Origin of the sequence: Cupriavidus respiraculi, from assembly GCF_914271545.1 — a bacterium.
Lineage (GTDB): Bacteria > Pseudomonadota > Gammaproteobacteria > Burkholderiales > Burkholderiaceae > Cupriavidus > Cupriavidus respiraculi.
The window spans coordinates 193,690-209,706 of the sequence record NZ_CAJZAH010000004.1; the positions used below are offsets into that span (position 1 = coordinate 193,690).

The window sequence follows — 16,017 nt, forward strand, 5'->3', positions numbered from 1 at the left end:
TCACACCCGCCTCAGATCGCGCCTCTCGCCACGCCATGCTGCATCCTCCCCGCGTTTACCTGTACCTGGACGCCGTCGCGCGCTGCGGTTCCATCCGCAAGGCCGCCGAGCAGCTGCACGTGGCCTCGACCGCGCTGAACCGCAAGATCCTGGAGGTCGAGGAACAGGTGGGCACCGCCCTGTTCGAGCGGCTGCCGCGCGGCGTGCGGCTAACGGCGGCGGGCGAGGTGCTGATCGCCACCGTACGGCGCGGGCTGGCCGACCTGGATGCCGCGTCCGCGCAGATGGAGCAACTGCGGGGGCTGGTGCGCGGCACCGTGCGGATGGCCTCGGTGGAATCCGTGGCTACTGATTTCCTGCCCGAGGCCATCGGCTGCTATCAGGACAAGCACCGCGGCGTGCAGTTCCGCGTCACCGTCGACGGCACCGCTGAGCTGCTGGCCGCGCTGCGCGAGGACGAAGTCGACCTGCTGCTCGCGCACGACCCGCCGCCCTCGCCCTTCCTGCACGAGCTCGCGGTCTCGTCGCAGCCGTTCTGCGCGATGATGCGGCCCGACCATCCGCTGGCCGGCCGGCGCGCGCTGCGCCTGGCCGACTGCCAGCCCTACCCGGTGGCGTTGGGCCCGGAGTCCTTCGGCAGCCGCCGCGTGATCGAGGCCATCTGCGCGCGCAACCGGCTGAACCTGCGCGTCATGCTGGAGGCCACCACGGTGGAAATGCTCAAGGGCTTCGCGCGCCAGACCGGCGCCATCTGCTTCCAGTTCCACGCGGGCACCCTGCGCGAGGCGCGCCAGGGCACGCTGATTTCGGTGCCGCTGTCCGACCCCGAGCTGTCGATGGGCCGGCTGGTGCTGGGCGCGCGCAAGGGCCGGGCGTTGCCGCCCGCCGCGGCCGCGTTCGCCGAGCACCTGAAGGCCGCGATGGAGGGACTGCGCCAGCCGCTGACGCTGGCGGCCTGAGGCATGAACCGGCGTGGGGCGAGCGCACACATTTTGTGCGCGCTCCGAGAAGAAAAAGGTGCTGGTTGCGCGCGCTCGATTTCCGCACACTGGCCCTCACCCGCGCCGCCGAACAACGCCGCACCGGATTACCACAACGAGGCGTCCGCATGCCATCCGGCATGACGGCACGCCCACCACAAGAGCGAACCCGCCAGAGCCAGCACACGAGAGAAATCAGGGTCAACCATGGAGGTCGTTATGAAAATGAAGTTCAAGCCGGCTCGCAAAGCGGCAGCAATGGCGGCAGCGGCCGCGGTACTGGCCAGCGGCGGCGCGATGGCGCAATCGAGCGTCACGCTTTACGGGCAGGTCGATTCGTTCGTCGGCAGCGTCAAGGCCAGCGGCGCGGAACGCGCCTATGTGGTCGGCGCGGGCGGCATGCAGACGTCGTACTGGGGCATCAAGGGCACCGAGGAACTCGGCAACGGCGTCAAGGCCATCTTCGACCTGAACGGGTTCTACCGGGTCGACAACGGCCGCTCGGGCCGCTTCGATGCGGACGGCATGTTCACGCGCAGCGCCTACGTCGGCCTGCAGAGCAACGACGCCGGCACGCTGCGGCTGGGCCGCAATACCACGCCGTATTTCCTGTCCACCATCCTGTTCAACCCGCTGGTGGACTCCTACGTGTTCTCGCCGGCCGTGTTCCACACCTACCTGACCGCCAACAACGGCCGCGTGACGACCCGGGCATCATCGGCGACTCCGGCTGGAGCAATTCGGTCGTCTATTCGACGCCGAAGTTCGGCGGCCTCACCGCCAACTTCATCTATGCGTTCGGCGAGCAGCCCGGCGACAACGGCAAGAACAAGTGGGGCGGCAACCTGATGTACTTCAACGGTCCGTTCGGCGCGACCGTGGCGTTCCAGCAGGTCAAGTTCAACAACACGCCGGGCGATGTGGTCTCGCCCGCCGCGCTGGCGGGCTTCGACAAGCAGAACGCGGTGCAGGCCGGCCTGAGCTACGACTTCAAGGTGGTGAAGCTGTTCGCGCAGGCTCAGTACATCAAGTCGGACATCAACAGCGCAACCGGCGACATCAAGCACACGAACGGCCAGCTCGGCGCTTCGGTGCCCATCGGCGCCGGCAGCCTGCTGCTGTCCTACTCGTACAACAAGACGGAAAACAACGTCGACGACTTCAAGCGCAATACGGCGGCGGTGGCCTACGACTACAACCTGTCCAAGCGCACCGATGTCTATGTCGCGTATTTCTACGACAAGCTGACCGCGCAATCGCATGGCGACAGCTATGGGGTTGGCGTGCGTCACCGCTTCTGAGCGGCTGGCGTTTTACCTGTTGCGACCGGTCAGCTACTCCGGCCCTCTCCCGCGGGCGGGAGAGGGAAAACACCGGCGGTCCTTCGAATCGCTCGCGGTTTGCTGCCCTCTCCCGCCAGCGGGAGAGGGGCCGGGGGTGGGGGCGAACGTCCGCTCGGTGCCACGGGCTGCGGAACAACGCACCGCGCGCCCTTTACCCAGACACTTCCCGCGTCGCGCTGGCCTGACCAAACACCGGCAACACCTCCTTCCCCAATTCCTCGAGCACTTCCTCCCACGGCCTGGCAGACGAAAGGCTCAGCGCGACATGATGCGTGCCGCTGGCCCGCTGCTGCTCCAGCACGTCCACCAGCGCCCGGCTGCCGGTGCGGTAACCCAGTTCGATGGCGGTGGGCGGCGCATCGGCGCGGTCGGCCAGTTCCACCCGCATGGCCGAACTGAAGCTGCGGAACGCGCCGGGCGCGGAGCGCTCCACCGCCTGCCGCCATAGCCGATAGCGCTCGCGCTGCACCTGCGGCTCGCGATGGTAGGTGGCCCAGCCGACCGCATGGCGCGCGATCCAGTCCACGCTCTGGCCGGCCGAGCCCACGGACAGCATCGGCACACGCGCGGACGGCCGGGGCAGCAGGCTGAAGCGCGACGGTGCGGCGTCGGGCACGAGATCCGGCACCACGCGGGAATCGACGTCAAGAGCCGCGGCCACGGTGTCCCAATGCGCGCGGAACAGCGTGCGCCTTTCCTCCGTATTGCGCCCGAACGCAGCGTATTCGGCGGGCCGGTCGCCGGAGCCCAATCCCAGCACCAGCCGCCCGCCCGACAGCGCGCTGACCGACACCGCCGCCTTGGCCACATGCAGCGGATGGCGCAGGGTCAGCACGATGGCGCCGGTTATGAGCGCGATCGCGCGCGTGCGCGCCGCCAGCGCGCCGAGCAATACCCAGGGATCGCTATGGCCGGTGGGGTCCGGGTAGTCCGGACTGTTCAGCGGCACGTCGCGTATCCACAGCGCCGCGAAGCCGAGCGCCTCGGCATGCGCGGCGAGCGCAAGCTGCTGGTTGAGGTCGACCTCGGACGCGCCGGGGGACATCAACGGCAGAGTCAGCCCGATACTGAGATGGCCTTCGCGGAAGACCCGCCGCTCGACCGTTCGCTCGGTGGAAACATCTGCCAGCGAAGCCGTCATGGTGAACTCCATCCGGAAAATCGAAAGAACCGGAAAAAAGTATAGCCGCGGCATCGCAATCCGCATTGCATCCGCAAGACACCGAACCTGGACGGGATTTGCCGTGCACCGGAATGCCCCGGATCCGGATGACGCAATGGACGGGGCGATGCCAAATGCCAATGCCGATACCAGCATGGCAATCAGGGAAAACCATCGATGAAGGAAATGGCGGCGGTACGTTATCGCGTTATCGCACCGTCACGTTATCGCGCTATCGCGCCGGTGCACTGGCGCGCCTCGCCGCCATTATGGTCCGCGCCGAATGCGGCGCACGTCCCTTTTCTGAAGTTGCCGTTATTGGGCGATCAGGAATTTGTCGCGATTCTTGCCCAGCCACGCGGGTGCGCGGCCACGGCCCGACCAGGTCTTGCCCGTCTTGGGGTCCTGGTACTTCGGCGTGCCGGTGCTGGCCCGGCCGCCGCCTTCCTTGCGCGGACGCCCGCGGCGCTTGCGGGCCAGGTCGTCCACGGTCAGTCCATACTCGTCCATCAGGCCGTGGATCTGCGCAATCACGGCGGACAGTTCGGTTTGCCTGACTTGCTCGAGTTGGGCTTCGAGCTTTTCCTTTTCCGCCAGCAATTGCTTGTAGGTCGCCATGTCGAATTCCGTGGATTGGAGTTGGCAATATCCTAGCTTACGCGTTTGCGGACGTCACGAAAACGTTGATGCGGAAATCGGCAATAACACGAGAATCCGGCCGCGGCGGCAATGCCGGCGGCCGGTGCGCGCTTTGCAATCCGCCGTGCGCTTTGCTATTACGCCGACAATTTCGCCTGTGCGTCGCGCAGCGCGGTGCGCAAACCCTCTTCCACCACCGGGTGGTAGAACGGCATTGCCAGCATTTGCGCAATGGTCAGATTCTGCTGATATGACCACGCCAGCAGATGCGCGATATTTTCCGCACGCGGCCCCATCCATTCCGCGCCGAGGAAACGGCCCGTCGCCTTGTCCGCGTAGACGTGCATCAGGCCCGTGTTCTTCAGCATGACGCGGCTGCGCCCCTGGTCCTCGAAGCTCACTTCGCCGGTGACGAAGCTCTCCGGCACGAGGTCGGCATGGCGCTGGCCCACCATGGCCAGTTGCGGATCGGAGAACACCACCCCGAGCGAGGCACGGCGCGGCACCGGCTTGATATCGGGGTAGGCCGCGGCGTTCTCGCCGGCGCTCTTGCCCTCGTCGGCCGCCTCGTGCAGCAGCGGCAACACGTCGTTGGCATCGCCCGCGATAAAGATCGGCGCGGAGCCGCATTGCAGCGTGGCGGGGTCGAACACCGGCATGCCGCGCTCGTCCAGCGCGAGCCCGGTATTTTCCAGGCCCAGGCGATCGACATTCGGCTTGCGGCCGGTGGCGGCCAGCACATAGTCGAAGCGCTCGGTGACGGTATTGCCGTCGCGGTCCAGATACGTGATGACCGCCTCGTCGCCCTCGCGCGCCATGGCCGTGACCTTTGCGTCCGGGTCGAGATAGAACTCGCGCCGGAAGGCCTCGGCGGCATATGCCTTGATGGCCGGATCGGTCAAGGGGCCCACGCCACCGCGCACGCCGAAGACGCGCACCTGCACGCCCAGGCGCGACAGCGCCTGGCCCAGTTCGAGGCCGATCACGCCGGGACCGAACACCACGACGCGGCGCGGCAGGTCGTCCCACGCGAACACATCGTCGTTGACCACCAGCCGGTCGCCGAACACCTCGAACGCCTTCGGCACCATCGGGCTGGAACCGGTTGCGATGACCACGCGGCTCGCTCGCACCACGGTGTGCTCGTCCACCTGCAGCACGGTATTGTCGATGAAGCGGGCATAGCCGCGAACCCGGTCTTCCTCCGGAATGCCTTCCACACCGCGCACGACGAAGCCGACGAAGCGGTCGCGCTCGCGCTTGACCCGGTCCATCACCTCGCGGCCGTCGATGCGGATCTCGCCGTCGACATGCACGCCGAACGGTGCCGTATGCCGCAGTTCGTGCGCGGCGTCGGCCGCGGCGATCAGCAACTTGGAGGGCATGCAGCCCACCCGGGCGCAGGTCGTGCCATAGGCGCCGCCCTCGATGATCACGGCGCGCTTGCCGGCAGCCTTCGCGGCGCGGTATGCCGCGAGGCCGGCAGTGCCGGCACCGATCACGGCGACGTCGGTCTGGATGGTGTTCATGTCGTTATCCTGTCAATCTGAAATAGCGGTCAATCGGCGGACCGGATGGCACCATGCGCGGCGCGCACGCTGCCATCGGGCCCGGCGACTGCGGGCCTCGCTGGAGGCGAAATCGAAAGCGGGGGCGGGACCGGCCCGCCCGACGGGACGGCTTGCGCGTCAGGCGGCCAAGTACTGCTCCACCTGCTCGGCGCCGCCGATCAGCTTGCCGTTGATGAACACCTGCGGGGCGGTCATGGTGCCCGAGACGGCGCCCAGCACCTTGCCGCGCACCTTGTGCTCCAGCGGCAGGTCGATGTAGTCGTAGCCGTTGTCGGCCAGCAGCTGCTTGGCCTTGGCGCAGAAGGGGCAACCTTCCTTCGAGAACACCACTACCTGGTCGGGCTTCTTCGCGGCCGGCGCGATGAAGTCGAGCATGGTGTCGGCATCGGAGACCTTGAACGGGTCGCCCGGCTCTTCCGGCTCGATGAACATCTTCTCGACCACGCCGTTCTTGACCAGCATCGAATAGCGCCAGCTGCGCTTGCCAAAGCCCAGGTCGGTCTTGTCGACGAGCATGCCCATGCCGTCGGTGAATTCGCCATTGCCATCGGGAATCATCACGATGTTCTGCGATTCCTGGTCCTTGGCCCATTCGTTCATCACGAACGTGTCGTTGACCGAGACGCAGAGAACGGCGTCCACGCCGTGCTTGGCGAACACCGGCGCCAGCTCGTTGTAGCGGGGCAGGTGCGTCGAGGAACAGGTCGGCGTGAAGGCGCCCGGCAGTGAAAACAGCACGACGGTCTTGTTGTCGAACAGCTCGGCGCTGGTGACCGTCTTCCAGTCGTTGTTTTCGCGGACGCGGAACGTAACGGCCGGGACGCGCTGACCTTCGCGGGATTGCAACATGGGATAACTCCTTGGCGGTTCTTGAAATGGCTGCGGCATGCAGTGAAGGCCCGATTGTGAAGACGAGGCCGCGATTTGTACAATTTATCGTTTAAACCAGAGTCATTCGGTTTATCTATCGACTAATAGCCGCCTGACGTCATGCGTTGTCCTCGCTCCCTGCTCGGTGTCCGGATGAATCCCCCAATAGTGCGCCTGTCTGGCGAAAAGGCGCCATACCATGCGCGAACCGAAAGCCGTCCGTGACGATTTTGGCCAATCTCCGCGTTTTCTCACCCAAAACGCCACCATGTACCTGTTCCAACCCTACCCAGGCGACGTACGGACATCTCAAGTTTCCTCGCACACGACGGACTGGCTGGCCGGCCTGGTCACCGTCGAGGGCGGCCATGCCGACAGACCGCAAGAGACGAAGACGAACGCGGCGGACAGCGTGGACCAGGCGGCGGCCAGGCCACCGTGGCTTTGCAAGGCTCACGAGTATCTCGATATAGCGCGCCGCCTGGCCGGCGAACTCGCCCCCGCGCCGGCCGCTGCGGGGCCGCAACCCGCCGAAGCCGGGGCGATGGCGCTGGCCCTGCGCGAGTGCGAGGCGGGGTTCGACAACATCGAAACGGCCATGGCGCGCCTGGACCGTCTGCGGGAGGCGGTGCCGGCCCTGGCCAGCGGCCCCCGCGCCTTCCGGATGTTCGACCATGTCCAGCGCCGGCACGAGGCAGCGCTGAAGCAAGCCTGCAGCCGTACCTTCGAGGCCCTGGGCGGCCTGCAAACCGCAATCGGCGATGCCGCGCGGCACCACAATGCCGAAGCCCCCGCGGGAACCGCCGGGCCGGTGGTTCCCGCACTGCACGCGTTGCATCAGGTGATTGCCGCAGCCAAGGGGCTGGTTGCGATGATCATGGCGGCTTTGATGGCACCGGATCGCCTGGGCCACCATCCGCCCGCAAACGGGCCCGCAACTTCGGCTCCGGCGACCAGCGATGTCGAACACGCGGCGGCGGCATTGCGCGAGGTGCGGCAACAATGCGCCGACATGCGAGCCGCATTGCTCGATGCCGAGCCGGGCGACGATCCCGACTTCGGGTCAGCGCCGGACGACGAGCCCGAGGCCGGCGACGCGAACCGGAAGATCCGATCGTTCTTCGCGATGTTCGAGTTGGTTAACTTGATCGACGACGCACCCCCTCCGGGGAAGCCCTCACCGCAGGAATTGCGGCTGCGGGCGACGAAGCTGCCTGTGCCCGCCCACATGACGATGGAACTGGCGCAAGCGCTGGAGGCCACGATCGCGCGCTATCCGCGAGCGCAGCAGGAAGCGCTGCAACAGCTCTACGCGCTGGCATTTCCCGAGCGCGCCGCGGCGGCGCCGGCCCCCGACGCCGCCCCGGTCCTCACCGATCCACCCGCCGACGAACCGGTGCCAGCCGCCGTGGTCGTTGACGAACCGGCGCCAGAGGCTCTCGCCGAACCCGCATCGCGGTCGTGGCGCGACGCGGCGCGGGCCTACTTGCCGCTGGTGGCGTTGGCCCTGCTGTACAGGACGATGAGCATGATGTGACATGACCTGGCGCGCTCAGCGCGCCGAGGCGTCGCCCCCCGCGCCGGCGGACAGGCCGGCTGACGGCGCGCGGCCGTCCGGTCCCATCAACGATCCGGCATAGACGCTCACCACCCGCTGTGGATCCAGATACCGGCGGATCGCCGTATTGACCTCCTCCACCGTTGCGGCCTCGATCCTGGCATCGAGCTGCGCCGTGAACGCCATGGTGCGCTTCACATAAAGCTGATTCGCGAGGATGGAGACCAGCCCGGCATCGCGCGTGCGGGACAGCATGCCCTGCTGCAACAGGCCGCTCTTGGCCTCCTGCAGTTCCTGCGCGGTGATGCCGTCGCGCACGAACCGCGCCAGTTCCTCTGCCACGCCCTGCTTCAGCCGCTCCAGATTGGACGGGGCGAACAGGGCCTGCACACCGAAGCGGCCTGCGGTATCGAGCGTGCCGATCTGCAGATAGCTGGAAGCGGAATAGCTGATGCCGTCCTTCTGGCGCAGCCGGTCGGCGATGCGCCCCTTCATGCTGCTGGCGCCGAAGATGCGGTTGGCAAGCGCGATCCTCGCGTAGTCGGGCGAGTCGGTGGTGAGCTCCAGCGGCAGGCTGCCGATATAGATCGCGTTTGCCTTGGGCGGCGTGATCACGGTGAGCGTGGCAGGCGGGATGGGCTCGTAGGCCCTGACCACCCTGGAGAACGGCGCGGGCGCCCGCCAGTCGCCGAGCAGCGCGCCGATACGAAACTGCGCCTCGTCCGGATCGAAATCGCCGACCAGCGCGAATTGCCCGTGGTTCGCGCCATAGAAGCGGGAGTGAAAGGACCGGATGTCCTCCAGCCTTACCGCCTTGTAGTCGGCCACGGCTTCCTCCAGCAGCGGTGCATAGCGCGGATCGCCCTTCGGCCACGGATTGCCATGCCGGCCGATGGCCACCGGCGCCAGCGCCTCCGGCTGGCTGACGCGGCTCTGGATGCCGGCGATGGTGGCGATGCGCAGGGTTTCCAGTTCCTCGGCCGGAAAGCTCGGCGTGCGCACGATGTCGCGCACCAGCTCCAGCACCTGCCCGAGGTATTCGCGCCGCGTCTCGAAGCTGACCGTCACCCGCTCGGCATCGCCGCCCACGCCTATCGTCGTCTTCAGCGCGTCGAGCACGTCGGCAAGCTGCTGGCGGTTGCGCGTCGCGGTGCCGCGCATCAGCATGCTGGCAGTCAACCCGCCGGTCGCGGTCAGGCCCTGCAGGCTGTCGGCATCGCCCATGCGCAGCACCAGCACGCCATTGACCGTGCCCCCGCGCGTGGGCTTGGGCAGCAGGGCCAGCTCCATGCCGTTGGGCAGCACGGCGCGGCGGGTATGGGCCTCGATATTGGCAGGGCTCGGGTCGAACGCCGGCACCGGCGCGGCCGCGGGCTTGCCCTGGTATTGCGCGACCATGCGAGCCACGTCCGGCATCGGGGGCATGGCCGCGACCACCGGCGCATCGGACGGGACGAACTGCCCCAGCGTCCGGTTGGACGGCCGCAGGTAATGGCGCGCAACGCGCTGCAGGTCCTCGACGGTGATGTCCTCGACCTGATCGCGCGCGATCAGCAGCAGCCGCCAATCCCCCTTGGCGATGGCCTCCGACAGCGCCACGCCGTAGCGCGCCGGGTCCTGCAGCAGGCGCTCGTAGCCATTGCGCATGCGCGTGCGCACGCGCTCCAGCTCGGCCTGCGTGACCGGGCGGTCCGCCAGTCCCTCCACCTGTTCCAGCAGCGCGGCGCGCGCGGGCTCCAACGCCTGGCCCCGGCCCACCTCGGCCAGGAACACCACCGAGCCGGGGTCTTTCATGGCGCGCAGGAAGCCGCCCTGCCCCGCGGCACGCTTTTGCTCGATCAAGGCCTTGTACAGCCGGCCCGCTGGCGCGTCGGTCAGGATGCCGACCAGCATCGACATCGCCACGGCATCCACATGCGCGCCCGGCGCGGCGTGGTACTGGACGGCCACGATCTGGGTGTCGCCGGGCCGGTGCAGCGTGACCTCGCGCGCGCCCTCCTGGGGCGGTTCGATCGTTGATTCGGGAGGAAGCGTTCGCGCCGGCCGCGAAATGGCGCCGAAATAGCGCTCGATGCGAGCCAGCGTGTCGGCCGGATCGAAGCGGCCGGCGACCACAAGCACCGCGTTGTCTGGCTGGTAGTAGCGGCGGTAGAAGGCCTGCAGGCGCTCGATGCCCACGCCCTCCACATCGCTGCGCGCGCCGATCGGGGCCTTGCCATAGTTATGCCACTGGTAGGCGCTGGCCAGCATCTGGTTCAGCAGCACGCTGGTCGGGCTGTTTTCGCCGCGCTCCATCTCGTTGCGCACCACGGTCATCTCGCTGTCCAGCGCCTCCCGCGCGACAAGGCTGTTGACCATGCGGTCCGCCTCCATCCGCAGCGCCCAGTCCAGATTGTCGTCGCTGGCGGCGAAGGTCTCGAAGTAGTTGGTGCGGTCGTGCGCCGTGGTGCCGTTGAACTGCATGCCCCGGCGCATCATCTCCTGCGAGATCGCGCCGCCCGGCAATGTCGGCGTGCCCTTGAACAGCAGGTGTTCGAGAAGATGCGCCATGCCGCTCTCGCCATAGTTCTCGTGGCGGCTGCCGACAAGATAGGTGACATTGACCGTGGTGGTCGGCAGCGTGGCGTCCTGGGCCAGCAGCACCCGCAGGCCGTTGGGCAGACGGTATTCGGTGATGCCCTCCGCAGTGGCGACACGTTTGGCCGTCGCGGCCGTGGTCTCGGCCGCCGGCGCCGCGTGCGAAGGGGCGCCCGTGGCGAGGACGCAGGCAAGCAGCAGGCCCAGGCCCGCGGCCCACTTGGCAAGGCGAAGCATCGAGGGGTCGTCCGTTACTGCGTGCACTTGGCGCGGTACGACGCCTCCAGCGACTTGCGGGTCCGGTCGCGTTCCAGCCCCGGCGACGACAGCCCCTGCGCGGTTTCGATCTCCGGCCCCGTCGCGTTGTACCGGCGCTGGCGCGGGGTCGCATTGAGCTTGTCGGCCAGCGACTGGCATTCGGCTTCCAGGCTCAATTGCTCCTTGGTCTGCGCCGGCGTCAAGGGACGGTAGCGCGTCTCGCCACTCTGGACCGCCTCGCTGATGGCGTTGTTGATGGCGCGCTCGTCGCCCGTCTGCTGCGCATGCGCGGACGCGAGACACAACGCCCCCGCGCATAGCGCGATGGCGGTACGCAGGGGAAAGCTCGAATTGGCGGTCATGGGGCTACCCGTTCGGAGGGGAATGGGGCCTGGCGATCCAGGCGGCGGCACGGCGGGCGTGCATTGCGCGAGCGTCCCCGCCGTCACCCAAAGTGTACGCCGCAAAGGGACGCCGTGTCGCCAGTGGACAAGCGCGGGCGCCGTGTACCCCGACAAGCCGCGGCGCCCGCGCTCCCGAGCGCCGCGGAACCACCTCGGCCACACGGGGACAAACCCTCGTGCCGATCAAAATGGTTTAGCCTTCACCTCTGGAGGTTCTGTACCAACGAAGCCAACAAGACAACATGAATTCCCTGACGCGCAAGGTTCTTGCGGCCGCCGGCCTGACGGCGTCCGGTTTCATCGCCTACTGGAGCTACCTGACTCTCAACCAGGACCGCCTGCTGTTCGATGCGCGCCGCCGCCCGCCGCGCGAGCTGCCCGAAGGCATCACCGCCTATTCGCACGAAGTGCCCGGCGGCCTGCTGCGCGGCTATATCTATCGGGTCGACGAAGCCCAGCCGGTGCGCGACCTGCTGTTCTATCTGCCAGGCCGTGGCGAGGACGTGCTGGAGACGATGTCCTTCCTGGCCGGTCTGCCCGGGCAGGTCGGCTTCGCGACCTTCGACTATCGCGGGTTGGGGCATTCCGACGGCAGGCCGTCCGAAGCGGCCGCGGTGGCGGATGCCAGCCAGTTCCTGCTCCATATCCGGCGGCTGCTGCCGCAAACACGCATCCACGTCGTGGGACGCAGCCTGGGCACCGGTGTCGCGATCCAGCTGGCAGACCTGCAGGAATTCGAGAGCCTGCAATTGATTACGCCTTACGACTCGCTGCTGGAGATCGTGCGCAAGCGATTCCCGCTGGTCCCGTTGCGCCAGTTGATGCGCCACCATTTCGATTCGATCTCCCATTGCAAGAAGGTCGTCCAGCGGACCAAGGTGCTGCTGGCGGAAGTGGACGAGGTGGTGCCGCATGCATGCTCCGAGCGGCTGATGGCAGCCTGGCCCGTGCCGGTCGCGGTCGAGACCATTCCCGCCACCGACCATTCGAACATCGTCGAAGACCCGCGCACGTGGCGGGCTCTGAGCGACTTCGCGCTGCAATGCGCCGCGGCGCCTGACCCGACGGCCGATGCGGTGCGCCAGCCGCAGGAGCCGGGGGCTGCGCATGAACAGCCGCTGCCCGAACCGATGACGGGAACGGCGTGAGCCCGTCGCGATGCGTCGCAGGGGAAGTCAGCGTTGAGCGGGAAAAAGGGCCGGGTTACGCGCCGGCCGTAGAGGGGGGTGAGCCTGGCTTGCGCCCTGCCGCCGGGGCGGCCGGAACCGGCGCGGGCCGGCCCGCGAGATCATTTCGACAGATAGATCACGATGGCAATGACGCCCAGCGCTGCAAGCGTGAGAAGGATGAAGGTCAGCACGATGACACCGGTTGCGTTGCTTCTTTGAAGTATCCGGGACCGCCCTGGCGCACGCAGTAGGTCACATGCTGATTCGTTGCGGGATTCCTCCTACATGGCGATGCGGCCCACGTCCCCTCACCATCACAAGCCCGTGCCGGGATGATGGACATGCCGATGCCGCGCGGCCACAACAGCGACGAGAACGGGGTCCGCTGTTGTCTTGACAGCGATCGCGTCGGCGCGGAGGCTGACAGCAACGCGCGCCCAGCAGTGCCCGCCGGGAGCGGGCATGATCCATCCACGGCGGGGATACCGCCCGCAGCGGCCGACGCAGTCGAGGAGAACGAGGTATGCGACCACATCCCGCCACCAGGGACGATCTGGAGGAAATCAAGGCGCTGTTGCGCGACTGTGCGCTCGACATCGCCGACGCCGACTGCCGGATCGAGCAGTTTCTTGTCGTGCGCGACATCTCCGGCATCATCGGCTGCGCCTGCGTGGAACAGCACGGCACGACCGGCGTACTGAAGGCCATCGCGGTGGCCGAGCGGGCGCGCTCGGCAGGCCTTGGCGAACTGCTGGTCGGCTCGCTGGTCGCCGATATCCGGCAGCGCGGGGTCCAGACCCTGGTACTGCGCACGGACTCGGCCACCGGCTTTTTTTCGCGTCTGGGCTTCACGCCCATTCCGGCCGAGGAGATTCCTCCTCCGTTGCAACCCCACCTCGACATCCCGGCCGACGAGCCAACCGCCGGCACTGTCATGCAAGCGTGGCTGTAGCGTCCGCCACGGTGACGGACTCACAACACTCGCTCACACATTCGAAAGCAGGCAGGCACGGCGAAGCCCACTATCCACCCACCGCGCCCGGCGTGCACTTGATGATCGCGCCAGGCGCGCCTCCCTTCGTGCATTCCCCATTCCCATTCGCCTGCTTGCCCGCCATGCCCAGACCCATTGCCCGCCCATTCATCGCATCGCTCCCTCGTTCCCTTGAAGACAGCAACGACGTTCTGCTAGGTATGGGCAAAGGCCGGCCATGGCGCTTCCGGATCGCCCAGGGTTCGCCTCTGCAACGCGCCAAGCGCTGGCTGGCCGCTGTCGTACGCGTTCTGCTCAGGATCGTCGGCATCGTCCCGGCGCGAGATGTCCGCGCGTATGCCGTGGATCCCTTCACGGGAGAACCCTTCAGGGCCATTCCGAAGCCCCGGCGAGGCATCGTCTACAAAGGGCTGTAGTCGCGAACCCGCCGGCGCTGACGGACCGGCCTACCCCTCTCGGCCCATGCAAATTCGGCATCATCGCGCTCGCGCGCTTGTGGAAGAATGCGGCATCTCCATTCTTCCCCTAGCCCCACCATGAGCGATGCCATCGTCTACCTGAACGGTCAAATGACCCCGCTGTCCGAGGCCCGGATTCCCGTCCTGGACCGCGGGTTCATTTTTGGCGATGGCGTCTACGAGGTAATTCCCGTGTATGGCGGCCGGCCATTCCGCGCCAGCCACCACCTGGCCCGCCTGGCGCGAAGCCTCGAAGCGCTCGGCATTCCGAATCCGCATGACGAGGCGCAATGGCTGGCGCTGTGCGAGCGGGTGATGGCCGCCAACGCGCTACCCGACCAGATGCTCTATATCCAGGTAACGCGCGGTGTGGCCAAGCGCATGCATGCCTTCCCGCCCGAAGTCACTCCCACCGTCTTCATCATGAGCAATGCCATGACGCCGCCGTCGGCGCGCATGTGCGAGGAAGGCGTGGCGTGCGTCACGATGGAAGACAAGCGCTGGCTGCACTGCCATATCAAGTCGACCTCGCTGCTGGGCAACGTGCTGGCCGCGCAAACCGCCGCCGAGCATGGCGTCACCGAGGCCATCCAGTTCCGCGACGGCCTGCTCACGGAAGCCTCGGCCTCCAACGTATGGGTGGTGAAGGACGGCGCTGTCGCGGCGCCGCCGAAGGACAACCGCATCCTGGAAGGCATCCGCTATGGCCTGATCGAGGAGCTGTGCGCGGCCTTCGGCATCGGCTTCGAAGCCCGGCAGATCTCGCGCGAGGAAGTGTTCGCCGCCGACGAGGTGCTGCTGTCTTCCGCCAGCAAGGAAATCCTGCCGGTGGTGCGCATCGACGATCGAACCATCGGCGCGGGCGTGCCGGGACCGGTCTTCCAGACGCTGTATCGGGCCTACCAGGCGGCCAAGGTGGGCAACCCCGTGCGCTGACGCCTCACCGAGCCGGGATGCCGGCGCCGGCATCCGAAGACTCCAGCATCCGCCACAGGTCGTGCAGCGTCGGGTTGGCGCTGTGGCGGGGCCGATAGGCGCAAATCTCCAGCCCCGAACACCAGGCAGCATTGCCGGCTTTCACCAGCGTGCCGTCGGCCAGCGCATCGGCCGCGGTGCTCTCGGGCAGCCACGCCACGCCATGCCCCTCGGTTGCCATCTTCAGCAGCAGCATGGCCATGTCGGCTTCGTAGCAGCGCTCCAGCCTGCGCTGCGCCGGCGCGCTCTCCAGCACCGCCTCCACGACCCGACCCAGCGTCGTCGTCGCCGTATAGGCCAGGAAAGGTATCGCGCGGCCGCTATCGTCATCGAGCGGATATAGCGGCGCGCCGCGCGCATCTGGCACGCACACCGGCAACAGCATGTCGCGCCCCACCGTCAGGCTGCAGAACCGCTCGGCGTCGAGCGAGACCGGCACGCGCGGGTGGTTGTAGCCCAGCATCAGATCGCAGGTGCCCTCGGACAACGCCACCACGGCGTCCAGCACGTTGGCCGCGACCACGCGGGCGTTGAAGGGTCCGCACTGCCCGCGGCACTGCTTGAGCCAGGCGGGCAGGAAGGTCAGCGACAGCGTATGCCCCGCGGCAATTTCGATAGCCTTGCCGGGCATCCGCGTTTCCTGCCGCAGCGCCGAGCGGGTATCCATCAGCAACCCCAGCGCCTCGCGGGCCGGCCCGCAGAACGCCTTGCCCGCCGCGGTCAGCTCCAGCGGAAACGTGTTGCGGTCCACCAGCTGGGCGCCGGCCCATTCCTCCAGCGACTTGATTCGCCGCGACAGTGCGGACTGCGTGATATGCCGCAGTTCCGCCCCGCGGGAGAAGCTGCGGGTGCGCTCGAGCACCAGCAGGTCGTCAATCCATTTCAGCTGCATGTCATCTTCCCGCCCCTATTCCGAAGTCGCATAGGTCTATCGCCAATCCGCATCCCGAAATGCACGGACCATGCCTAGAATGGCCGCTTCCCATCAGCGACTGCCCGCGCCCTGCGCGCGGGTCCTCCAGCATGACGGGCGCGATCCAAAGCCAGCAGTCAAAGTGG

General features: G+C 67.3%; 13 protein-coding genes and 1 pseudogene. 7 read left to right on the forward strand and 7 right to left on the reverse strand.

The annotated features are described in order from the left end of the window. Nucleotides 1-35 precede the first annotated feature (35 nt). A complete protein-coding gene (locus LDO27_RS18820; RefSeq protein ID WP_224043390.1) occupies nucleotides 36-959 on the forward strand; it encodes a LysR family transcriptional regulator in 924 nt (307 codons plus the stop codon). 240 nt (nucleotides 960-1,199) lie between these two features. After that, a pseudogene (locus LDO27_RS18825) lies at nucleotides 1,200-2,281 on the forward strand (porin). A gap of 193 nt (nucleotides 2,282-2,474) precedes the next feature. On the opposite strand, the gene LDO27_RS18830 reads toward LDO27_RS18825, so the two are convergent. Further along, a complete protein-coding gene (locus LDO27_RS18830; RefSeq protein ID WP_224043392.1) occupies nucleotides 2,475-3,464 on the reverse strand; it encodes a TIGR03571 family LLM class oxidoreductase in 990 nt (329 codons plus the stop codon). On the opposite strand from LDO27_RS18830, the gene LDO27_RS18835 reads away from it, so the two are divergent. Further along, the gene (locus LDO27_RS18835) at nucleotides 3,463-3,666 is read left to right on the forward strand and encodes a hypothetical protein (protein ID WP_224043393.1); all 204 of its coding nucleotides are present in this window, start codon (nucleotides 3,463-3,465) and stop codon (nucleotides 3,664-3,666) included. The two genes, LDO27_RS18830 and LDO27_RS18835, sit on opposite strands and share 2 nt — an antisense overlap. 134 nt (nucleotides 3,667-3,800) lie before the next feature. On the opposite strand, the gene LDO27_RS18840 is transcribed toward LDO27_RS18835, so the two are convergent. The 3 genes from LDO27_RS18840 to LDO27_RS18850 form a co-directional block, all read right to left on the reverse strand. Beyond that, nucleotides 3,801-4,103: an H-NS histone family protein gene (locus tag LDO27_RS18840; RefSeq protein ID WP_222207286.1), complete on the reverse strand. Its 303-nt coding sequence runs from the start codon at nucleotides 4,101-4,103 to the stop codon at nucleotides 3,801-3,803. Between the two features lie 158 nt (nucleotides 4,104-4,261). Beyond that, nucleotides 4,262-5,653: a dihydrolipoyl dehydrogenase gene (locus LDO27_RS18845; RefSeq protein ID WP_224043395.1), complete on the reverse strand. Its 1,392-nt coding sequence runs from the start codon at nucleotides 5,651-5,653 to the stop codon at nucleotides 4,262-4,264. 159 nt (nucleotides 5,654-5,812) lie between these two features. After that, nucleotides 5,813-6,544 carry a glutathione peroxidase gene (locus LDO27_RS18850; protein ID WP_222207283.1) on the reverse strand — a complete coding sequence of 244 codons (732 nt, stop codon included), beginning with the start codon at nucleotides 6,542-6,544 and terminating at the stop codon, nucleotides 5,813-5,815. A gap of 220 nt (nucleotides 6,545-6,764) precedes the next feature. Between LDO27_RS18850 and LDO27_RS18855 the strand changes: the two genes are divergently transcribed. Next, nucleotides 6,765-8,102: a hypothetical protein gene (locus LDO27_RS18855; protein ID WP_224043397.1), complete on the forward strand. Its 1,338-nt coding sequence runs from the start codon at nucleotides 6,765-6,767 to the stop codon at nucleotides 8,100-8,102. A 15-nt stretch (nucleotides 8,103-8,117) separates the two neighbouring features. Here LDO27_RS18855 and LDO27_RS18860 read toward each other — a convergent pair whose 3' ends face one another. Next, on the reverse strand, nucleotides 8,118-10,937 hold the full coding sequence (locus tag LDO27_RS18860; protein ID WP_224043398.1) for a M16 family metallopeptidase: 2,820 nt from the start codon (nucleotides 10,935-10,937) through the stop codon (nucleotides 8,118-8,120). A 14-nt stretch (nucleotides 10,938-10,951) separates the two neighbouring features. Then, nucleotides 10,952-11,320, reverse strand: coding sequence for a hypothetical protein (locus LDO27_RS18865; RefSeq protein WP_224043400.1), 369 nt, complete (start codon nucleotides 11,318-11,320; stop codon nucleotides 10,952-10,954). Between the two features lie 284 nt (nucleotides 11,321-11,604). Between LDO27_RS18865 and LDO27_RS18870 the strand changes: the two genes are divergently transcribed. The 3 genes from LDO27_RS18870 to LDO27_RS18880 all read left to right on the forward strand — a co-directional run bounded on the left by LDO27_RS18870 (nucleotide 11,605) and on the right by LDO27_RS18880 (nucleotide 14,919). Continuing rightward, the gene (locus LDO27_RS18870) at nucleotides 11,605-12,510 is read left to right on the forward strand and encodes an alpha/beta hydrolase (protein ID WP_222207280.1); all 906 of its coding nucleotides are present in this window, start codon (nucleotides 11,605-11,607) and stop codon (nucleotides 12,508-12,510) included. A gap of 544 nt (nucleotides 12,511-13,054) precedes the next feature. Further along, nucleotides 13,055-13,483, forward strand: a complete 429-nt coding sequence (locus LDO27_RS18875) for a GNAT family N-acetyltransferase (protein ID WP_222207279.1) — start codon at nucleotides 13,055-13,057, stop codon at nucleotides 13,481-13,483. Between the two features lie 578 nt (nucleotides 13,484-14,061). Continuing rightward, nucleotides 14,062-14,919, forward strand: a complete 858-nt coding sequence (locus LDO27_RS18880) for a D-amino acid aminotransferase (RefSeq protein ID WP_222207278.1) — start codon at nucleotides 14,062-14,064, stop codon at nucleotides 14,917-14,919. A gap of 4 nt (nucleotides 14,920-14,923) precedes the next feature. Here the strand turns inward: LDO27_RS18880 and LDO27_RS18885 are convergent, their stop codons facing one another. Beyond that, nucleotides 14,924-15,850 (reverse strand): LysR substrate-binding domain-containing protein, encoded by a 927-nt coding sequence (locus LDO27_RS18885; RefSeq protein ID WP_224043402.1) that lies wholly within the window; start codon nucleotides 15,848-15,850, stop codon nucleotides 14,924-14,926. Nucleotides 15,851-16,017: the final 167 nt, after the last annotated feature.

Coding starts and splice junctions, on each gene's coding strand:
- LDO27_RS18820 (WP_224043390.1), top strand. CDS start 36: ATGCTGCATCCTCCCCGCGTTTACCTGTACCTGGACGCCGTCGCGCGC.
- LDO27_RS18835 (WP_224043393.1), top strand. CDS start 3,463: ATGGTGAACTCCATCCGGAAAATCGAAAGAACCGGAAAAAAGTATAGC.
- LDO27_RS18830 (WP_224043392.1), bottom strand. CDS start 3,464: ATGACGGCTTCGCTGGCAGATGTTTCCACCGAGCGAACGGTCGAGCGG.
- LDO27_RS18840 (WP_222207286.1), bottom strand. CDS start 4,103: ATGGCGACCTACAAGCAATTGCTGGCGGAAAAGGAAAAGCTCGAAGCC.
- LDO27_RS18845 (WP_224043395.1), bottom strand. CDS start 5,653: ATGAACACCATCCAGACCGACGTCGCCGTGATCGGTGCCGGCACTGCC.
- LDO27_RS18850 (WP_222207283.1), bottom strand. CDS start 6,544: ATGTTGCAATCCCGCGAAGGTCAGCGCGTCCCGGCCGTTACGTTCCGC.
- LDO27_RS18855 (WP_224043397.1), top strand. CDS start 6,765: ATGCGCGAACCGAAAGCCGTCCGTGACGATTTTGGCCAATCTCCGCGT.
- LDO27_RS18860 (WP_224043398.1), bottom strand. CDS start 10,937: ATGCTTCGCCTTGCCAAGTGGGCCGCGGGCCTGGGCCTGCTGCTTGCC.
- LDO27_RS18865 (WP_224043400.1), bottom strand. CDS start 11,320: ATGACCGCCAATTCGAGCTTTCCCCTGCGTACCGCCATCGCGCTATGC.
- LDO27_RS18870 (WP_222207280.1), top strand. CDS start 11,605: ATGAATTCCCTGACGCGCAAGGTTCTTGCGGCCGCCGGCCTGACGGCG.
- LDO27_RS18875 (WP_222207279.1), top strand. CDS start 13,055: ATGCGACCACATCCCGCCACCAGGGACGATCTGGAGGAAATCAAGGCG.
- LDO27_RS18880 (WP_222207278.1), top strand. CDS start 14,062: ATGAGCGATGCCATCGTCTACCTGAACGGTCAAATGACCCCGCTGTCC.
- LDO27_RS18885 (WP_224043402.1), bottom strand. CDS start 15,850: ATGCAGCTGAAATGGATTGACGACCTGCTGGTGCTCGAGCGCACCCGC.